The 17175-nt window shown below is 65.7% G+C and carries 14 protein-coding genes; 2 read left to right on the top strand and 12 right to left on the bottom strand.

Going from position 1 to position 17175, the window contains the following annotated elements; genetic code table 11:
- The first annotated feature begins 17 nt into the window (after positions 1-17).
- Positions 18-2612, top strand: coding sequence for a DEAD/DEAH box helicase family protein (locus HZB53_15755; GenBank protein MBI5879102.1), 2595 nt, complete (start codon positions 18-20; stop codon positions 2610-2612).
- Between the two features lie 286 nt (positions 2613-2898).
- Here the strand turns inward: HZB53_15755 and HZB53_15750 are convergent, their stop codons facing one another.
- From HZB53_15750 to HZB53_15695, 12 genes are all read right to left on the bottom strand, one after another.
- A complete protein-coding gene (locus HZB53_15750; protein ID MBI5879101.1) occupies positions 2899-3849 on the bottom strand; it encodes a cysteine synthase family protein in 951 nt (316 codons plus the stop codon).
- Between the two features lie 4 nt (positions 3850-3853).
- On the bottom strand, positions 3854-4471 hold the full coding sequence (locus HZB53_15745; protein ID MBI5879100.1) for a thioredoxin family protein: 618 nt from the start codon (positions 4469-4471) through the stop codon (positions 3854-3856).
- A gap of 92 nt (positions 4472-4563) precedes the next feature.
- The gene (gene moeB / locus HZB53_15740; GenBank protein ID MBI5879099.1) at positions 4564-5769 is read right to left on the bottom strand and encodes a molybdopterin-synthase adenylyltransferase MoeB; all 1206 of its coding nucleotides are present in this window, start codon (positions 5767-5769) and stop codon (positions 4564-4566) included.
- 165 nt (positions 5770-5934) lie between these two features.
- The gene (locus HZB53_15735; GenBank protein MBI5879098.1) at positions 5935-6141 is read right to left on the bottom strand and encodes a hypothetical protein; all 207 of its coding nucleotides are present in this window, start codon (positions 6139-6141) and stop codon (positions 5935-5937) included.
- Position 6142: 1 nt separating this feature from the next.
- A complete protein-coding gene (locus HZB53_15730) occupies positions 6143-6919 on the bottom strand; it encodes a DUF2085 domain-containing protein (GenBank protein MBI5879097.1) in 777 nt (258 codons plus the stop codon).
- A 140-nt stretch (positions 6920-7059) separates the two neighbouring features.
- Positions 7060-7389 (bottom strand): MoaD/ThiS family protein, encoded by a 330-nt coding sequence (locus HZB53_15725; GenBank protein ID MBI5879096.1) that lies wholly within the window; start codon positions 7387-7389, stop codon positions 7060-7062.
- Positions 7390-7485: 96 nt separating this feature from the next.
- Positions 7486-8316 (bottom strand): hypothetical protein, encoded by an 831-nt coding sequence (locus HZB53_15720; GenBank protein MBI5879095.1) that lies wholly within the window; start codon positions 8314-8316, stop codon positions 7486-7488.
- A 16-nt stretch (positions 8317-8332) separates the two neighbouring features.
- Positions 8333-8842 (bottom strand): M67 family metallopeptidase, encoded by a 510-nt coding sequence (locus HZB53_15715; protein ID MBI5879094.1) that lies wholly within the window; start codon positions 8840-8842, stop codon positions 8333-8335.
- A gap of 28 nt (positions 8843-8870) precedes the next feature.
- Positions 8871-10445 (bottom strand): hypothetical protein, encoded by a 1575-nt coding sequence (locus HZB53_15710; GenBank protein MBI5879093.1) that lies wholly within the window; start codon positions 10443-10445, stop codon positions 8871-8873.
- A complete protein-coding gene (locus HZB53_15705) occupies positions 10442-12010 on the bottom strand; it encodes a hypothetical protein (protein ID MBI5879092.1) in 1569 nt (522 codons plus the stop codon). Before HZB53_15705 ends, HZB53_15710 begins: the two co-directional genes overlap by 4 nt.
- Positions 12007-13629 (bottom strand): hypothetical protein, encoded by a 1623-nt coding sequence (locus HZB53_15700; protein ID MBI5879091.1) that lies wholly within the window; start codon positions 13627-13629, stop codon positions 12007-12009. The genes HZB53_15705 and HZB53_15700 overlap by 4 nt, the downstream gene beginning before the upstream one ends.
- Positions 13630-13633: 4 nt before the next feature.
- Positions 13634-14995 (bottom strand): glycosyltransferase family 39 protein, encoded by a 1362-nt coding sequence (locus HZB53_15695; GenBank protein ID MBI5879090.1) that lies wholly within the window; start codon positions 14993-14995, stop codon positions 13634-13636.
- Between the two features lie 358 nt (positions 14996-15353).
- On the opposite strand from HZB53_15695, the gene HZB53_15690 reads away from it, so the two are divergent.
- Complete coding sequence (locus HZB53_15690; protein MBI5879089.1) at positions 15354-17042, top strand: carboxypeptidase regulatory-like domain-containing protein; 1689 nt, start codon at positions 15354-15356, stop codon at positions 17040-17042.
- Positions 17043-17175 lie beyond the last annotated feature (133 nt).

Here is a 17175-nt window from a genome sequence, read left to right as displayed (position 1 = left end):
CCCTTCGCCCAATCAGCATGCCCCGCCTCCGCAAAACCTCGCCCGACCAACTCGGATTGCTCGAAGTCCGCTTGCCAACCGCGCCCTGCGTGCCCGCCATCCGCGAAGCCGTCAAGACTTGGCGCGACGGCGGTTACAAGGGCGCCAGCGAGACGACGCGCCTGCTGCTCAATCACTGGTTCAAGACCGACCATCGCATCAACGGGCGCAAGTTCGCCTACTACTACTTCCAGCGCGAAGCGATCGAAACGCTCATCTACCTGTACGAGGTGGCCGGTATTCGGCGACACAAGGACCTGCTCGAAACCTATGCGCCGGCCAACCTGACCGACCTGCGCCTGCTCCAACACGACGAGTTCGCCCGCTATGCGGTCAAGATGGCGACCGGCAGCGGCAAGACTAAAGTCATGGCGCTGGCGATCCTCTGGCAATACTTCAACGCTGTGGCCGAGGGGCGCGACGACTACGCCAGGACGTTCCTGCTCATCGCGCCGAACGTGATCGTCCTGGAACGCCTCAAGACCGACTTCACCAACGGGCGCATCTTCCGCAGCGACCCGATGATACCCCCGGCACTGCGCACCTTCTGGGATTTTGACGTATACGTGCGCGGCGACGCCGAGCGCGCGCACGCCGCCGGCGCGTTGTACCTGACCAACATCCAGCAGTTCCACGACCGGGCCGGCAACGGCAACGACGAGCCCGAGGCCATGACCGGCGTCATGGGACCTCCCCCGCCCGCCCAGACCACGGAGATCGAGGATTTCGACAAGCGCATTGTCACGCGGGGCGGGCTCTGCGCCGTCCTCAACGACGAGGCGCACCACACCCACGACGAAGACAGCGAGTGGAACAAGTTCATTCGCCAACTGCATGACGACCTACGCGGCAAGGTCAACGATGGACAGGCTCCGGCCGGCCTCGCCGCCCAACTGGACTTCACCGCCACCCCGCGCTACAGCAAGGGCGCGCTGTTCACCTGGACGGTATATGACTACCCGCTCAAGCAGGCGATCCTCGATTCCATCGTCAAGCGCCCCGTCAAGGGCGTGGCCCGCAACATCCAGGAAGGCCGCTCATCCATCGCCAGCACGCGTTACAAACCGTTCCTGACCGCCGGCGTGGAACGCTGGAAGGAATACGTCGCGCAACTCGCGCCGCTCAAGCGCAAGCCCGTCCTGTTCGTGATGATGAACGACACTGCCGAGGCCGACGAAGTAGCCGACTACCTGCAAAAGACCTACCCGACGGAGTTCGGCGGCGACAAGACGCTGGTCATCCACACCAATCGGACCGGCGACGTCGCCAAAGGGCAGGAAGACGACCTGCGCGACAAGGCCAAGTTCGTCGATAGGCCGAGCAGCCCGATCAACTGCATCGTCAGCGTGCTCATGCTGCGCGAGGGCTGGGACGTCGAGGGCGTCACGGTCGTTGTCGGCCTGCGCCCCTACACGGCGAAGGCGAACATCCTGCCCGAGCAGACCATCGGGCGCGGCCTGCGGCTCATGTTCCGCAACCAGGCCGAGCAGTACCAGGAGCGCGTCGATGTGATCGGCAACAACGCCTTCATCAAGTTCGTCGAGGAACTTGAGAAGACCGAGGAGATGGCGTTCGAGACGTTCGAGATCGGCAAAGACAAACTGACCATCGTCACGATCAAGCCCGACGAAGCCAAACTCGACAAGGACATCTCGATCCCCACCCTCTCACCCATCCTGGCGCGCAAGAAGTCGCTGGCGGCGGAGATTGCGGCGCTGGACGTGTCCGCGTTCACCTGCCCGAAACTGCCGCGCAAGCAAGGCGACGGGACCGCCGAGAAGTTCCAGTACGAGGGCTACGACATCATCACGCTGCAAAAACTGGTCGAGCGCGAGTACACCATTCCCGAAGCCCAGACGTCACAGGAAGTCATATCGTTCTACGCCAAGCGCATCGCAGATGAGGTCAAACTGCCGTCACAGTTCGCCGCACTGGCGCCCAAAGTGCGCGAGTTCCTGGCGACCAAAGCGTTCGGGGAGCCGGTCGATCTGGACGATCCGACCCTGATCAAGCCGCTCAGTTCCAACGTAGCGCAGTATGTGGTCGTGCAGACGTTCGTCAAAGCCCTGCGCGATGTGGTCGTGCAGCAACTCGAACCGCAGTTGACCGGCGCGGGCCGCAAACTGTCGGAGACGCCACCCTTCCCGTACTCCCGGCCAACGCTCGAAGCCGCCAAGTGCGTGTTCAACCTGTGCCCCTGCGACAACGAGTTCGAGAAGGAGTTCGCCGCGTTCTTGCAGAAAGCCGGCGACGTTAGCCGCTTCTCCAAACTGCCGCAGCCGTTCGCGTTCAGCATCGAATACACCGATGCCGTCAGCAACCTGCGTTACTACGAGCCGGATTTTGTCGCCGTCGCGCACGACGGGGCGCACTACCTGATCGAGACCAAAGGCCGCGAAGATGTGGACGTGGCGAACAAGAACCGCGCCGCGCAACTCTGGTGCGAGAACGCCAGCACCCTGACCGGCACGCCCTGGCAGTTCGTGATCGTGCGGCAGAAAGACTACGAGCAACTCCAGCCCACCGAGTTCGCCGACCTGATGGCGCTGGCCGGACCGCCGCCGTTTGCATAGCCACGCATCTGTTGAATTAGAGCGGATTCACGAATAACCTGATACAGCTAGTGGTTGGCAAGACGAGGCCAAGATTTCTCAGCTGCTGCGCAGCTTCGAAATGACATTACCGCGCGCACTGTCATTTCGAAGGCACGCAGTGCCTGAGAAATCTTGCCGGTCGCGCCGATCGCGTATCGATTTATTCCAGCAAACACTCTAAAAAGCCGAAGGCCCCGGCGGTACATCCGTCGGGGCCTTCGCTTTCCCAACTCCCCTTCCCTCCGCTCCGCTCGGCCTGCCCGTGCTATTCGAAAAGTCGCGTACTCAAGTACTTGTCGCCGCTATCCGGCAAGAGGGCGACGATGACGCCCTCGCGCAGTGAACGCGCGACCTGCACAGCGGCATGCACCGCCGCGCCGGACGAGAAGCCGACGAACAGCCCTTCGCTGCGCGCCAACCAGCGCGTCATCTGCCAGGCGTCCTCGGCCTCGACGGCGATCTGCTCGTTGTGCACCGACGGGTCGTAGATGCCCGGCACGATGGCGCTTGCCATGTGCTTCAGTCCCTCGATCACCTGCAACTCGTCGGCCGGCTCGACAGCGACGATCCGCGAAGACGGCTTGACCCGTTTCAGGTAGCGCCCGACGCCGACCAGCGTGCCGCTGGTGCCCAGCCCGGCGACGAAATGCGTCACGCGCCCTTCGGTCTGCGCCATGATCTCCGGCCCGGTCGTCTCCATGTGCGCGCGCACGTTGGCCGCGTTGTTGTACTGGTTGGCGTACCAGTACGCGTCCGGCCGGTCGGCTGCCAGTTGCCGCACCATACGGATGGCGCCGTCGGAGCCTTCCAGCGGATCGCTGAACATGATCGTCGCGCCGTAGGCACGCGCGCGCTGGATGCGCTCGCTGCTGACGTTCTCCGGCATGACCAGCGCGACCGGAATGCCGAGCGCCGCGCCGACCATCGCGTAGCCGATGCCGGTGTTGCCGCTGGTCGAGTCGATCAGCGTGCGGCCGTTGCCGAGCAGGCCGCGCCGCAGGGCGTCCTCGATGATGTATTTCGCCGCGCGGTCTTTCACGGAGCCGCCCGGGTTGTACCACTCGGCCTTGACGAGCAACTGCACGCCGGCCGGCACGGCCAGGTGCGGCAGACGGAACAGCGGCGTGTTGCCGATGCTGTCGACCACGCCGCGACCGAGCGGCGCGGGCGCAGCAGTTGGAGCGCCCGCCGCCGGCCCGACGATGGATGCCTGCATGGTATTACGCCGTCGCGGCCAGTGCCGCCACGTTGCTGATCGTTTCGCCGGCCAGGATCGCGCGCAGTTCCTCGACCGTCTCGCGCCAGAGGCCGCGGTTGATGAACAGCTCGTTCTGGTAGAAGCTGGCCTTGTTCATGCCGTATTCCCGCCAGGCCGGCTGGCTGAAATCCGGCTTGCCCGCCGGCATGTGGCCGCCGGCCCACTCATTCAGCAGCGCCTCGACCTTCAGCGGCCGCTCGACCCAGTGGCCGATCGCGTGCCACTGCGCGTCGAAGAAGAAGAACGTCGGAATAGCCATGCGCTCGCCCTTCTTAGCGTGCGCCAGCAGGTCCCAGTTCGCCTCGCGGCCGACGAAGCGCACGGCGAGCGACGGGTGTGCGGCGGCCACCTTCATCAGCACCGGTATATTGGCGGTGCAGTCGGGGCACCAGTCTTCGGTGACGGCCAGGCCGTACAGCGGGCCGCGCATGGCGGCGAACGGCGCGCGCTCCGCGGCGCTCAACTCGATCGCGCCCATCAGCGTCTCCAGCTTCTCGCGGTTGTGCTGCATCGCGGCGACGTACTGCTCGAACGTTTTGCCGCCGGCCCAGCGGGCGGCGACATCAGCAATTAGAAACATAGCTGTCCTTTCTCTCGCGCCGACGCTCTTTGGCGCGGTTTTCTGAAGCATGGGCTCGCACAGATGATTGGGCCGGATGGCGTTCGGACGGGTCAAAGACCCGTCCCTACAGGGCTTGCGGCGTGATGGCGCGAGGACGGCAGGCCGCAGAACTCGTCGTAGTCGATCAACTGCGTGATGCTCGGGTCGTCGCCGCAGACCGGGCAGTTGGCGTTCTTGGGCAGCTTCAGTTCCGAAAACTCGCCGGACAGCGCATCGTACAGCATCAGGCGGCCCATCAGCGTGTCGCCCACGCCGAGGATCAGCTTGATCGCCTCGACCGCCTGCAGCGAGCCGATCACACCCGGCAGCACGCCGAGCACGCCGCCCTCGGCGCACGACGGCACCTCGCCCGGCGGCGGCGGCGTCGGATACAGGCAGCGGTAGCACGGTCCGCCGCGCTCGACGTCGAAGACCGTCAACTGGCCCTCGAACTGGAAGATGCTGGCGTCCACCAGCGGCTTGCCGAGCATCGCGCACGCGTCGTTGACCAGATAGCGCGTCGGGAAGTTGTCGGAGCCATTGATAACGACGTCGTAGTCCTTCAGCACATCCTTCGCGTTCTCGGACGACAACTGGATGCGGTGCGCGATGACGTTGACATCCGGATTCATGGCATGGATCGCGTCGGCGGCGCTCTCGACCTTTGGGCGGCCGATGTCGTCGACGTGATGCAGGATCTGGCGTTGGAGGTTCGAGAGGTCGACAGTGTCGAAGTCCACAATGCCGATCGTGCCGACGCCGGCCGCGGCGAGGTAGGTCGCCGCGGGCGAGCCGAGCCCGCCCGCGCCAATCAGCAGCACCCTGGCGTCGAACAGCTTGAACTGGCCCTCTTCGCCGACTTCGGGAATCAGCGTGTGGCGGCTGTAGCGGATGCGCTGCTCGTCGCTCATCTGGCGCGGCAACGTCCAGCGGTAGCCCGCGTTCTTCCAGGCGCCGAAGCCGCCGATCATCGAGCGCACGTTGGTATAGCCCATCTCCTGCAGCGCGCGCGCGCCCAGTACCGTGCGGACGCCGCCGGCGCAGTACAGCACGATCTCGGCGTTGCGGTCCGGCTGCGTATCTTCGATGCGCAGTTCGAGAAAGCCGCGCGGGATGTGCCGCGCGCCGGGGATATAGCCCTGCGCCACCTCGTCCTGCTCGCGAATATCGATCAGGGTGACCGGCCGCCGCACGGCGAGATCGTCCTTGACCTGATGGATGTCCACTTCCGTGATTTGCTTCTTGACCTGCGCCAGCAGTCTGTCTTTCGTGATCATCCATGTGCACACCGCGTAGGGGCAGACCTGTGTGTCTGCCCGCCCGGGCGAACACGGCGGTTCGCACCAACATGCGCCGCCCACCATGTGCACACCGCGTAGGAGCAGACCTGTGTGTCTGCCCGCCCGGGCGAACACGTCGGTTCGCCCCAACATGCGCCACCGTTACCGCGTACGCTGGTTGCGCCGCAGAATATCGTAGATCAGCACGACAATCCCGACCAGGATGACCGTGTGTCCAAACTCGCCGATGGCGTCGATCTCAACTCCCCACTGCACGCCGAAGAACCAGACCGGCACATGGTAGAACAGATCGGCGACGGCGCCGCTCACCACCAGGGCCCAGCCGAACAGGGCCAGCGACGGGCGCATGTTACGCTTGCGGTTTGTTCTGCTGCTCGCGCGCGGCGATGCGCGATAGTTGCCGCTCGGCGTCGCGCGCCGTGTCGTCCATCGAGCCGCCGATGATCGGGAACAGCGCGAACACGCTCGCAAACGCGAACAGGAAGCCGCTCAGCCAGCGCGCCCATGAGTTGAACGAGCCGAGCGCGTCGCCCTGGTAGAAATCCGCCGGCAGCACGTTGCCGGTCAGCGCCACCAGCCAGGTGTTCGTGTCGCGGAAGCCGAGTCCGCTGGTGCCCGCCACAATGTCGTTCAGCATATGCGACACGCCATCGATGCCGAGCGGCGCGACGCCGATCACGATCCACCAGAACAGCGACAGGCGCGGCGCACGCTTCGGTCCCAGCGCCGCCCAGAGCAGGCCGGCCAGCCAGACGCCGCCATAGACCGAGATCATCCGGTCGCTCCAGGCCATCTTCCAACCCAGTTCCTCGTTGCCGACGAACTGGCGCAGGATGATCGGGTTGTTGGTCGGCCAGTACTGCGCGATCTCCTGGAACGAGTACATCAACTTGTCGCCGAAGAAAAATAGCGAGCGCTCCGGCAACTGGTGACAGAACAGGCTGTACAGTGCATACAGCAGATTGGCCGGCAGCGTCCAGCCGATCTGCATTAGGAACGGCGTCGTGAACGGCAGCAGCACCCAGATGCCGTAGCCGACCAGGAACACGTTCAGCCAGTTGCTGGCGATGGCGACGGCGATGTTATCGACGGTCTTCAGCGCGCTGCGTGATGACGGGTTGGACATAGTGGCCTCACTCTACAATACGACGAAAGTTGGCTGCCAGTATTGAAGAGTAACGCCAAATAGCCAAAGCAACAAAAAACCCAGCCATTCTCTGGCTGGGTGTGCGAGCCCGCAGACGGGCCGGTATGAACCGGCGCGGTCTAGTCACGAGCTCGCATCGGGCTACAACAGAAGCAGGCCTGCGCAGGCGCACCGCCGGCCATCGCGGGAATGATCGACACCTCGTCGCCGTCCTTGACGGCCGTTGCCGGCCCATGCAGGGTGCGGATCTCCTCGCCGTTCACGAAAATGTTGACGAAGCGCTTGATCTCGCCGCTCTCGTCCACGAGCCGGTCCTTGATGCCGGGGTGCGCCAATTCCAGCGCGCCGATCAGCTCGCCAATTGTGCCGCCGCCGACTTGCACCTTGGCTTGGTTGCCGGTGAGGCGGCGTAGCGGTGTGGGAATGCGTACAGTAGCCACTTGCGTCATGCTCCAGTTTATTATGAATCTATGAGAGAAATTATAGGACAAAATGCGTGCCTGTCAAAATGCGTACAGGTACTGGGTAGGGGCATACCCACACGGCTACTCATCGAACAGGTAGGTCGATTCCTCGTAGTGCCGCACCTGCCCGGCCTTGAGCATCGCTGTGATGCGCTCCTGCAGGTCGCGATTCTTGTCGGCCAGCGGGCGGTCCGCGCCCAACTCGGCCAGCGGCACGTTCACGCGCAGCGCGCGCCGCGCGATGACGTGACGCGTGATGCCGGTCGGCAGGCGCGCGCGCGAGCGTGCCATCTCCAGGATATCGGCCGGGCGGAAGAGCGGGTAGGCGATGACCGCCGCGACGTTGGGGTACATTGGCAGCAGTGCCGGAATGTCGTCGGTCTGCACGCGATAGATCGTCGCCGCGGCCTTGTAGGTACGGGCGATATCGGTGAGCATGCGCGCGCGGCCGGGCAGGTCGGCCGGCCCCAGCACCTGGTGCACATCGCCGTCCTTGCAGACCATGTACGCCAGGATCTGGTGCGTCACCAGCAGGGCGCGCGCGGCCAGCAGTCCCGACGCCTTCAGGCGCACTTCCGTCACGTTACCGATGCGCGCGAACAGGTCGTGCTTGTCGATATCGGCGACGAGATGATACCAGGTGTCGAGCCGCACACCGGGGTCGCCATAATCCACGACCTGCACGAGCGTGTCGCGCACGCCGAGATCGGCCAGCGCCGTCGAGCGGTTGGCGCCGTCCAGCACGACGAAATGGCCGTAGTCGTCCAGTTCGGCGACGATGACCGGGTTCTTCAGCATCTGCTCGGCGGCGATGCGCTCGGTCACGCGGCGAACGCGCGCCGGCTCCACTTCCTCGTGCAGGTGCAGGTGGTCGGTCGGCACGATGCGCAGATCGACGAACTGGTTGATCATGCCTCTGGCTCCGTGCTCATACGAGCTCCACCATCAATTCTTCGATGCGCCCAGTCTTGCCGAAGAGATCGTCTTTGATGATGCGGTAGGCGCGCACGCGCGGCTCGAGCGCCTGCGGATCGCCCAGGACGGCGACGACGGCGGCGCGCTGCGCCGGATCGCGCATCTGCTCGCGCAGGTGTGTGCCGGCGCGGCCGATCGCGAGGATGACGTACACGGCGTCGGGATAGTATGCGCGCGCCACGTCGGTCGCCGAGGGGTAGGCTTCGGCGAACGGCGGGTGCGCGTGGTAGATGAGCGTGAACTCCCAGCCGAGGTCGTCGGCGCGCTGGTTCAGGCGCAGGAGCTCATGCGGGTCCATGTCATAGGTATAGAGCGGATCGATGGCGGCGTTGCGTACGCGGTGCAGTTCGCGCAGTTCGCCGTGCGGCCCCATGATCAGCCCGCATATTTCGTTCGGAAATCCCTCGCGCGCGTGCGCGATCATCTCCGCGTGGAACGCGCGCGGAATCCTGACGGTATCCATGGCCCCTCCCGGTGCGGACCAATCTCTGCTAACGACTATAGATTGTAACACCGTTGGGGCCGGGGGCCGCGAAGACGACCCGCCAGTTGTTGGGGATGTCCGGCGTGCCGATGCTGCGCTCGCGCGGGCCAATGAAAACGTAGTCTGCGCGTTTCAGTACGGCGGGGAACGCAGAGAGCGTGTTGGCGAAGAACGCGGTCACCTCGGCTTTGCGCGCCGCCGCGTCCAGCGTCTCGTGCGGGTGCCCGTAGAAGACGCGTTGCCCAGCCCATGCGGGAATGTAGAGACCCATGTCCGGCGAGGCGAGCACGACCGCCTGCGGCGAGGCATGGGTTCGCAAGTACATCAACGCATCCCACTCGCCCTGCGTGAAGAACAGGTTCACGGGGTGCAGGCTCGTCGCGACCAGTGCGAGTGACAGCAGCAGCACATTGGTCAGACTGCTGAGCGTCATCAGCAAGAAGCGCAGTGGATCGCGGTCGAGCCGGGAAACGGCTTTCAGCCCCTGCACCGCCAGTATCGCCACGGGCACCGCCAGCCCGAAGGCAAAGCGGCGCTGCTGCGCCAGCGGCAGGTACAACAAGGTGATAGTGATCGCGACCCAGCCGAGCAGAAGCAGCGCATCGGCGTCCGGCGCGCGGCGTGCGCGCAGGCGAACCAGCGCCATGCCGACCCCGGCCAGCGCCAGCGGCAGCAGCAATCCAAACGCGAGCGCATAGTCCCACAGCGGCGAAGCGAGCGTGATGTTCTGGCGGTCCCAGCCCGCATACGATGCGTTCGCGCCGGCCAGCCATCGGTAGTAGAGCGCGACCGGCGCGCCGAGCGCCCCAGCGAGCGCCATGCGCCCCATGAGCGCCAGCCACTCCGCGCGCGGCGCGCGGGCAGCGACGCGCCAGCCGAGCCAGAACGCGCCCAGCCCCGCCGCGATGAGCAGCGCATAGGGCTGGGTGAGCGCTAGGATCAGCGTGCCCGTCGTTATCCGTGCCGCCATCCGACCGCGCGCGGCGTGCTCCCCGGCGGGCGGCACCAGCGCATCGGTGACCCACAGCGCGGCGGCCAGCGCCGGCGGGAAGTGGACATTGGCAAACACGGCCAGGAACGGGAAGATCTGCGTCTGCCAGAGGTCGGCGCTGGTGTACCCGGCCATTAGTGCGAGCCAGCCGAGGCCTGCGCCGAACGCCGCCAGGCCAAACGCAAGCCGGCGGTCGCGCGCATCGGCGAAGAAGCGCGCAATGAACCAGTAGAGCGTGAAGAGCATCAGCGCGCCGCCGGCCAGCCGCGCCAGATGAAAGATGACGACCGGCTCCAGCACCAGCGCGCGGGCAATATGCCCAAGCAGGAGGTAGTTCTCGTACAAGAAGAACGGCTCGCCGGGATCGGCGTTGTAGGGCAGCGAGTACAGCCAGTCGCCGCGCGCGCCCTGCACGATCTTGGACAGGTACGGGTTGGCTTCCTCGCCGTTATACGCAAAGCCGATGTAGTGATAGCCGGGCGGCGTCGCCAGCGCGCCGTACAGTACCGGCAGTGTCGTCGCCAGCAGGATCAGCGCGGAGACGACGGCAACCCAGCGCCACTCGGCGCGTGTTATCACGCGCGCGCTCATCGCGGCCTCGCGTAGAGCGTCACATCGCCGCTCTGAAAGACCGGGGCGAATGGCGGCGGCACGGCGGCCGGCCCCAGCGCGCGCTCGCGCGGACCAACCATGATGACGTCCACCGGTTGAAGGAACGCCGCGCTGTCAATCATCCGGCCCGCATAAAAGTCGATCACCGCCGTGGCGCGCTGGCGCGCATTGGGCGTCTCGTGCGGGTGGCCGTAGATCACGCGCTGGCCGGCCCACGCCGGAATATACAGCCCCATGTCCGGCGAGGCGAGCACGACCGCCTGCGGCGCGGCGCGGTCGCGCAAATAGACCAAAGTGTCCCACTCGCCCGCGCTGAAGAAAAGGAATGGCGGTTGCGCCGCGACCGTCACGATCGCAATCGTCACCATCAGGATGTTCGTCAGTCCGCCGAACATCGCAAAAGCCGCCCGCCACACCGGGCGGTCGAACCGTGCCAGTACTAGCCAGCCGCGCACGGCGAGGATCGCCAGTGGAATGAAGAACGTGAACGCCAGCCGCCGCTGCTGCGGACCCGGTATGGCCGCCAGCACCACCGCGACGACCAGCCAGAGCAAGAGCAGCGCATCGTTTGCACCGAGCCGCCGTTCGCGCGCAATCTGCCGCCCGAGCGCGGCGACCGCGACGAGCGCGAACGGCAGCGCGATGCCTGCCGCGGCGATCCACTGCCAGAGCGGCGGCGACAGCGTGACGTTTTGCGCCGTCCAGCCGGCCAGCGCGGTGTTGCTCGTCAGCGCCCACGCGTCATACGCGGCGAACGGCGCGGAGAGCGCGAGCAGCACGGCCAGCCGCGCCAGTTCGGTGCGCGGCGCGCGACGCTCGGTCAACCAGCGGATAGCCACCCACGCGCCGCCAATGAGCGCCGCGCTGATATTGCCGTACGGCTGCGTGATGGCCAGGATCAGCGTGCCGGCTGCCAGCAGCGCCATCTGCCCGCGCCACCGCTCGCGCGGCACCAGCGCATCGACGACCGCGATGAACGCCGCCATCGCCAGCGGGAAGTGCGGATTGGCGAAGATGGCGAGGAACGGGAACAACTCGGCGTTGAGCACATCGGGCAATAGGGTCCCGCTAAATAGCCAGAGCCAGCCGAGGCCGGAACCAAAGGCGGCCAGCAGGAACGCAAAGCGGCGATCGTCCACCGCCGCAAAGAAACGTGCCATCAGAGCGTACAGACTGGCCAGCAGCAGCGCGCCGCCAGCCAGCCGCGCCAGGTGAAAGACGACGACCGGCTCCAGCGAAAGCCAGCGCGAAAGGTGGCCGAGCAACAGGTAGTTGGGGTACAGGAAGACGCCATCGCCGGGGTCGTTCGTGAACGGGATGCGGTACAGCCAGTCGCCGCGCCACCCCTCCATGAGCTTGGCAAGGTATGAGTTCGCATCCTGCCAGTTGTACGCCAGTCCCGTGTAGTGTGCGCCGGGCGGCGTTACCAGCCAGCCGACTATGTTTGGCGTGACGGATGTCGCGAGCAGGATGAATGAGACGACTGTGAGCCAGATCCATTCGTCGCGCGTGATCGAGCGGCCTGCCGCACCGTCGGCGTTCATCGCCCCGTGCCCGTCACGCGATAGAGCGTCGCGTCGCCGGCGCGCGCGACGACTGTCAGGAAATCCGCACCCGTGCCGCTGTAGCCGCCGGCGCCATGCGCGCTCGGTTGAACAAAGACGTAGGTAATGCCCTGCCGCGCGAGGAAGTCGCGGCGCTCGGCGTCGCTCATGCCATTGCTAAAGAATCGTTGTACCTCGGCCTTTTTGCGCTCGGCCTGGTATGTCTCGTGCGTGTGCCCCGCATAGACGCGCGCGTCAGACAACGCGGGCACCAGATTGGCAATGGCGGGCATCGCGAGCACGGCGTCGTGCGGCGTCGCCTCGCGCGCCAGCCGCGTGATCAGCACCGCATCGTCGGCGGCCAGATAGTACGGCAGATCGCCGGACGCGACAGCGAACAGCGCCAGCGTCAGCCCAAGCAGGAGCGCGGACGGCACGCACCCGATCAGCAGCATGGCGGGGAAATGATGCGTGAAGCGCGGGTAGCGCGCCGCCAGCCGCGCGCCCTGCGCCCGGCTCGCCAGCCACGGCCCGACCACACGCGCGAGCGCGACCGCTGCCAGCATCGTCAGCACCGCACTGAAACCGAGGCTTGTGCGGTCCGAGAAGTCGAGCGGCGCTACGATCAGAAGCGCGTTCACGACGAGCCAGATTACGAGGAAACGCTCGGCGTCGGTGCCTGCGGGTCGGCGTGCTATATGCACGGCGCCTGTCACGGCGAGCACGAGCAGCCAGCCGTAGCCCGCGATGAAGTCCGGCGCGCTGAACTGGTGCTCAAGCACCGGCCACTGCGCGATTAACTCTTTCCAGAATGGCACGATTGTTTGCAGACCCAGGTAGTACATGAGTGGCGCGGCACCGGGCAGCAGGATGAAGAAGGCGGCGCGCGTTGCAGGCGTCCAGAGCCGCCGGTGCCGCCACGCCTCGCAGGCCGCATCAACGCCCATAATCGCGCCGGCCACAAATAGTTGATACGGCAGCAGGAAGCCCAGCACCAGGCAGGCAACCGATCCGATCGCCAGCGTTCCAGTGCGATAGGGCGCGCGCCGCGCCCGCAGGTAGGCCGCCAGCATCGCCAGTTGCATCGCCGCGCCGAGCGGGAAGTGCGGGTTGATGATCGCCGCGCTCAGAAGCGATGAGGTCGGCAGGAAGATGTCGGTCGGCCGGATTGCTTTTCCGAAGCCCATCAGCATGACGATGAAGCCGACACCCATGCCGAGCAGCCCCAGGATGAATGCGGTGCGCCGTTCCAACGCGGTACTCAGCACCTGCACGATCAGCGCATATAGCGCGGCGGCCAGTGCGAGCGCCGAAACGATGCGCGCGCTGTGGAACGTCAGCATGTCCGGCGCGGCCAGATGGCCGAGCGCCATGTAGTAGATATAGTACAGCGCCGGCTGGTGCGCCTCGGTGGTGTACGGCAGGGTGCGCAGCCACTCGCCGCGCGCGCCCGCGCGGATGGCCGACAGGTACACCATCATATCCTGCGAGTTGTAGAACGAACCGAGGAAGGTCGCGCCGGGCGGCGCCCACGCGGCTGCCAGCACATAGGGGAGGCTGATGACGACTAGGAACACGGCGGTGGTTGCCAGCGCTACACGGTCGCGGAACAGTCCCATACGATTACCGGAACGCCGGAATCAGGAAGCGGTACAGGCAGACGAGGTCGAGCACGCAGAACGCGACTACGAGCGCGCCGGTCAGCGCCCATTCGACCGCGCCAGCGGGCAGCCGGAAGCGCGCCAGCGCGTGGGCGAACAGCCGCCACCAGGCGCGCAGCCCGATCGCCAGGCCGATCGCAATCGCACCGAGCGCGGGAAACAGATAGCGGCCCTGCGCCTGGAAGAACTCCAGGCTGTAGGCGGCGGTCGTCGTGAAGGTGAACGCGAACCAGACCGCCAGCAGCGCCAATTGCGCGAACTGCATGCGCGCCCTGCCGTCTGCGGTTTGCGGTTCGCCGCTCCGGAGCGCCACGGCCCAGCCGCTCAGCGCGAACAGGCTGCACGCGAGCAACGCCAGATAGATGCGCGCATCCAGCACGACGCCCATCCAGCCGAACTGGCCCCAGAATGAGCGAAACATGATCGCCAGCCAGTCGCCCGCCGCAGCCGCGTAATTGCCGTACAGCTCCAATGTGCGCGGCTGGCCGATTACGACGGCATTGTGACGTCCGAGCCCGAGCCAGTCGCCGGGCCCGTACGTCAGCGCGCCACGCACAAACCAGGGGCTGCCGATCAGCGCGGCGACCAGCAGCGCGCGCGCCGGCGGCAGGACCGCCTGCATCAACGGCAGGCGGTCTGCGCGGTTCTGCCACCAGCGTAGCGCCGCCGCAGCGACGACCAGCCCGACGGAGACGTAGGCGGTCGTCTTGGTCAGCAGGCCAAGCCCGACGAGCACGCCCGCCCAGGGCCACCCGCGCGGGTTGCTGCGCTGTCCGAGGATGCGCACCAGCACCAGCGCGATGGCGGTCAAGATGACCTCGGACAGCACATCGTTGTTGACGCCCGAAACCATGGCGAGGTGCTGCGGCACGAAGGCGGCTATGCTGGTCGCGATCAGCGGCAGCCACGGGTCGTCCGGGAACAATTGCGCGGCCAGCCGGTACACGAGCGCCAGCAATACCGCGCCCCACAGCACCGAGTAGAGTCGCAGCCCGATCAGTCGCGCGTCGGGATGAGCCGGCTGGCCGGCGATGTAGAACGGCGTTGCGAGCAGATAATAGGAAGGCGGCTGGTGCGATTCGTAGCGGATGCCATCGACCGGCATGTCGGGTGGAAACTTCTGCGACTTGATCGCCTCGAGGTACGCCTGGTCGTAGTCGCCCAGTTGCAAGACAGGCAATGCGCCCGTCTCGGCGATGGTGCGCACGTAGTTGTAGTGCGCCGGCTCGTCGGGTACCTCCCAACGCGGCGTATTGACGGCATATAGAGCCGCCAGCGCAAGGTATGCCCAGACGATGCCAAACAGCGGGAGCCGTCTCGCCATGCGCAGATTGTACCATATTAGGCGCATCGTCATACGTTCGCCAATCTATTCACTGATTATGACGAATTAACGTAGTCCGCAGTTGGCATTATCGCGGATTGGCTTCATAATGGAGGTTGTGTCTGGCTTTGGCCCGTGTTTGCAGACGCCAGCACACCCAACCCGGCGCACCGCTTGCGAATTTCAGCGACAGCCCACAAAAAATAGGGGGCGGGTCGCCCGGCCCACTGGGTGTGGAGACGCGCCTACATGTAGACGGGCGCGAATCGACCTTGTGTTTCCATTGATGACCATCTGACGTGCGATAGCACAAAACGCCTCGGCGGCAGACCCGCCCGGGTTGATTACGGGAACATTGATGCAGTGCAAGTCATGCGGTACGACGGTTCACGGCAAGTACGACTTCTGCCCGAACTGCGGCGCTTACATTAAACATCACTCGGAGCACCGGCTCCACCTGCCGTCGCTTCACCGCCCGAACCCGGGCCGCAAAGCAGGCGCCAAACCCGGCGCGCTGCCGGAAGGCCGCAAGGAAGCGAAGCCGGCGTCCAGCGCGCTGCCGGTGGTACCGCCACAGGCCGCGCCCGCCGAACCGGTCGCGCAGGCGACCCCATCCGAGGGCGCGCCGGCGGAAGTCTCTGCGCCTGCTACTTCGACCCAAACGCCACCGCTTCCGGAGAGCTCCAAGCTGGCTGTGCAGGCCGCACCGACGCCCCCGCGCGCGCCCACAGCAAGCCGCGCGCTCGTCCCGGCGCGCGCGCGCGCATTGAGCCGCACGTCGGTGCAAACGGTGCGTGTGCGGCGGCGCGACGGCACGCCGACGATTGCGGCTGCCATCATCTTTATGGGCGCGTGGCTGCTCGCACTGCTGGTCGGCTTTGGCGCGGCCGGCGTGTATCAGGGCCTGCAGGACCGCGACCGCGTGGCGCTGAACACCGCGCAGCAGCACAAAGACGCGGCCAAAGCATACCTCAAAGATGGCAACCTGGAACTGGCGTATCAGGAACTGCGTTACGCCCAGCAGTTCAACCCGAACGACAAAGAGATCAAGGACCTGCTGGCATCCCTGCAGAAGCAGACTGCGCCGGTGGCGGCCGGCCAGCCGCTGCCCACGCCCACGCTGAGTCAGGTGTCACAGGATGAGATTCTCGGCGCGGCGTACCAGCAGGCCAAAGACGCGTATGACAAGCAGGACTACGAGACGGCACTCAGCATGCTCGATGGCCTGCGACGCGTTCAGCCCGACTACAAGAAGGCCGATGTCGAGCAGATGCTCTATAACGGCAACCTCACGCTGGCGCGCCAGTTCCTGAAGGACGAGCGCTGGGAAGAGGCGGTACAGCGCTTCGACAAGGCGCTTGCCATCCGCAAAGACGACCATGTGCAGCTGGAGCGCTACCTGGCGTCGGTCTACCTGCGCGGCCTGAGCGCATGGAGCGCCGACTGGAAGCGCGCCGTCGAGTCATTTACCGAGCTTGTCAGAATCAATCCAGATTACCAGGACTCTCGTTCGCGGCTCTACCAGGCGTATATTTCGTACGGCGATTACCTGATGGAGCGCGGCGGCTCGTGCCTGGCGATCGACGCCTACAGCGGCGCGCTGGGCATGAACGCCACCGCGACGAACCAGAGCAAGTACAATGCTGCGGTGGCGGCCTGCCAGTCGGGCGGCGGCGTACCGCCCACGCCGGGCGCGACCCGCCCGCCGGTCACGAGCGGCCCCACGCCGACGCCTAGCGCCGTGCCGGGGGCAAAGTATCGCGTGCAGATGCAGGGCACGCAGGCGACCAACGACGAGAACGGCAGCATCCGCGGGCAGGTGACGGACAAGACCAGCAAGCCGGTCAAGGGGCTGGAGATGGTGGCGGTCAGCGCGACCAAGAATTACCAGCGCACGGAAACCACCGACGACTTCGGCTTCTACGGCTTCGACGGACTCGACCCCGACACCTACACGGTGCGTATCAAGAGCGACCCGGCCTCGTCCAGCCCGCCGGTCACGGTGGGACGCCGCGTGCGCGAAATAATTTCGTTCTTCCAGAACTGACAGCGGTGTCAACGGATGGATAACGGATAAGCGGATGTGACTGCGGGCGTTCAACTGAACGCCCGTACCGATGAACGCCTATTTCGGGAACCTCACGACAGGCTTCACAAACACCTCGGCCCGCCATGCGATA

The organism is Chloroflexota bacterium, from assembly GCA_016235055.1.
GTDB lineage: Bacteria > Chloroflexota > Anaerolineae > JACRMK01 > JACRMK01 > JACRMK01.
Note: the sequence above shows the minus strand (reverse complement) of the source record. Positions and strands in the feature narration are given on the sequence as shown.

Coding starts and splice junctions, on each gene's coding strand:
- HZB53_15755 (MBI5879102.1), top strand. CDS start 18: ATGCCCCGCCTCCGCAAAACCTCGCCCGACCAACTCGGATTGCTCGAA.
- HZB53_15750 (MBI5879101.1), bottom strand. CDS start 3,849: ATGCAGGCATCCATCGTCGGGCCGGCGGCGGGCGCTCCAACTGCTGCG.
- HZB53_15745 (MBI5879100.1), bottom strand. CDS start 4,471: ATGTTTCTAATTGCTGATGTCGCCGCCCGCTGGGCCGGCGGCAAAACG.
- moeB (MBI5879099.1), bottom strand. CDS start 5,769: ATGATCACGAAAGACAGACTGCTGGCGCAGGTCAAGAAGCAAATCACG.
- HZB53_15735 (MBI5879098.1), bottom strand. CDS start 6,141: ATGCGCCCGTCGCTGGCCCTGTTCGGCTGGGCCCTGGTGGTGAGCGGC.
- HZB53_15730 (MBI5879097.1), bottom strand. CDS start 6,919: ATGTCCAACCCGTCATCACGCAGCGCGCTGAAGACCGTCGATAACATC.
- HZB53_15725 (MBI5879096.1), bottom strand. CDS start 7,389: ATGACGCAAGTGGCTACTGTACGCATTCCCACACCGCTACGCCGCCTC.
- HZB53_15720 (MBI5879095.1), bottom strand. CDS start 8,316: ATGATCAACCAGTTCGTCGATCTGCGCATCGTGCCGACCGACCACCTG.
- HZB53_15715 (MBI5879094.1), bottom strand. CDS start 8,842: ATGGATACCGTCAGGATTCCGCGCGCGTTCCACGCGGAGATGATCGCG.
- HZB53_15710 (MBI5879093.1), bottom strand. CDS start 10,445: ATGAGCGCGCGCGTGATAACACGCGCCGAGTGGCGCTGGGTTGCCGTC.
- HZB53_15705 (MBI5879092.1), bottom strand. CDS start 12,010: ATGAACGCCGACGGTGCGGCAGGCCGCTCGATCACGCGCGACGAATGG.
- HZB53_15700 (MBI5879091.1), bottom strand. CDS start 13,629: ATGGGACTGTTCCGCGACCGTGTAGCGCTGGCAACCACCGCCGTGTTC.
- HZB53_15695 (MBI5879090.1), bottom strand. CDS start 14,995: ATGGCGAGACGGCTCCCGCTGTTTGGCATCGTCTGGGCATACCTTGCG.
- HZB53_15690 (MBI5879089.1), top strand. CDS start 15,354: ATGCAGTGCAAGTCATGCGGTACGACGGTTCACGGCAAGTACGACTTC.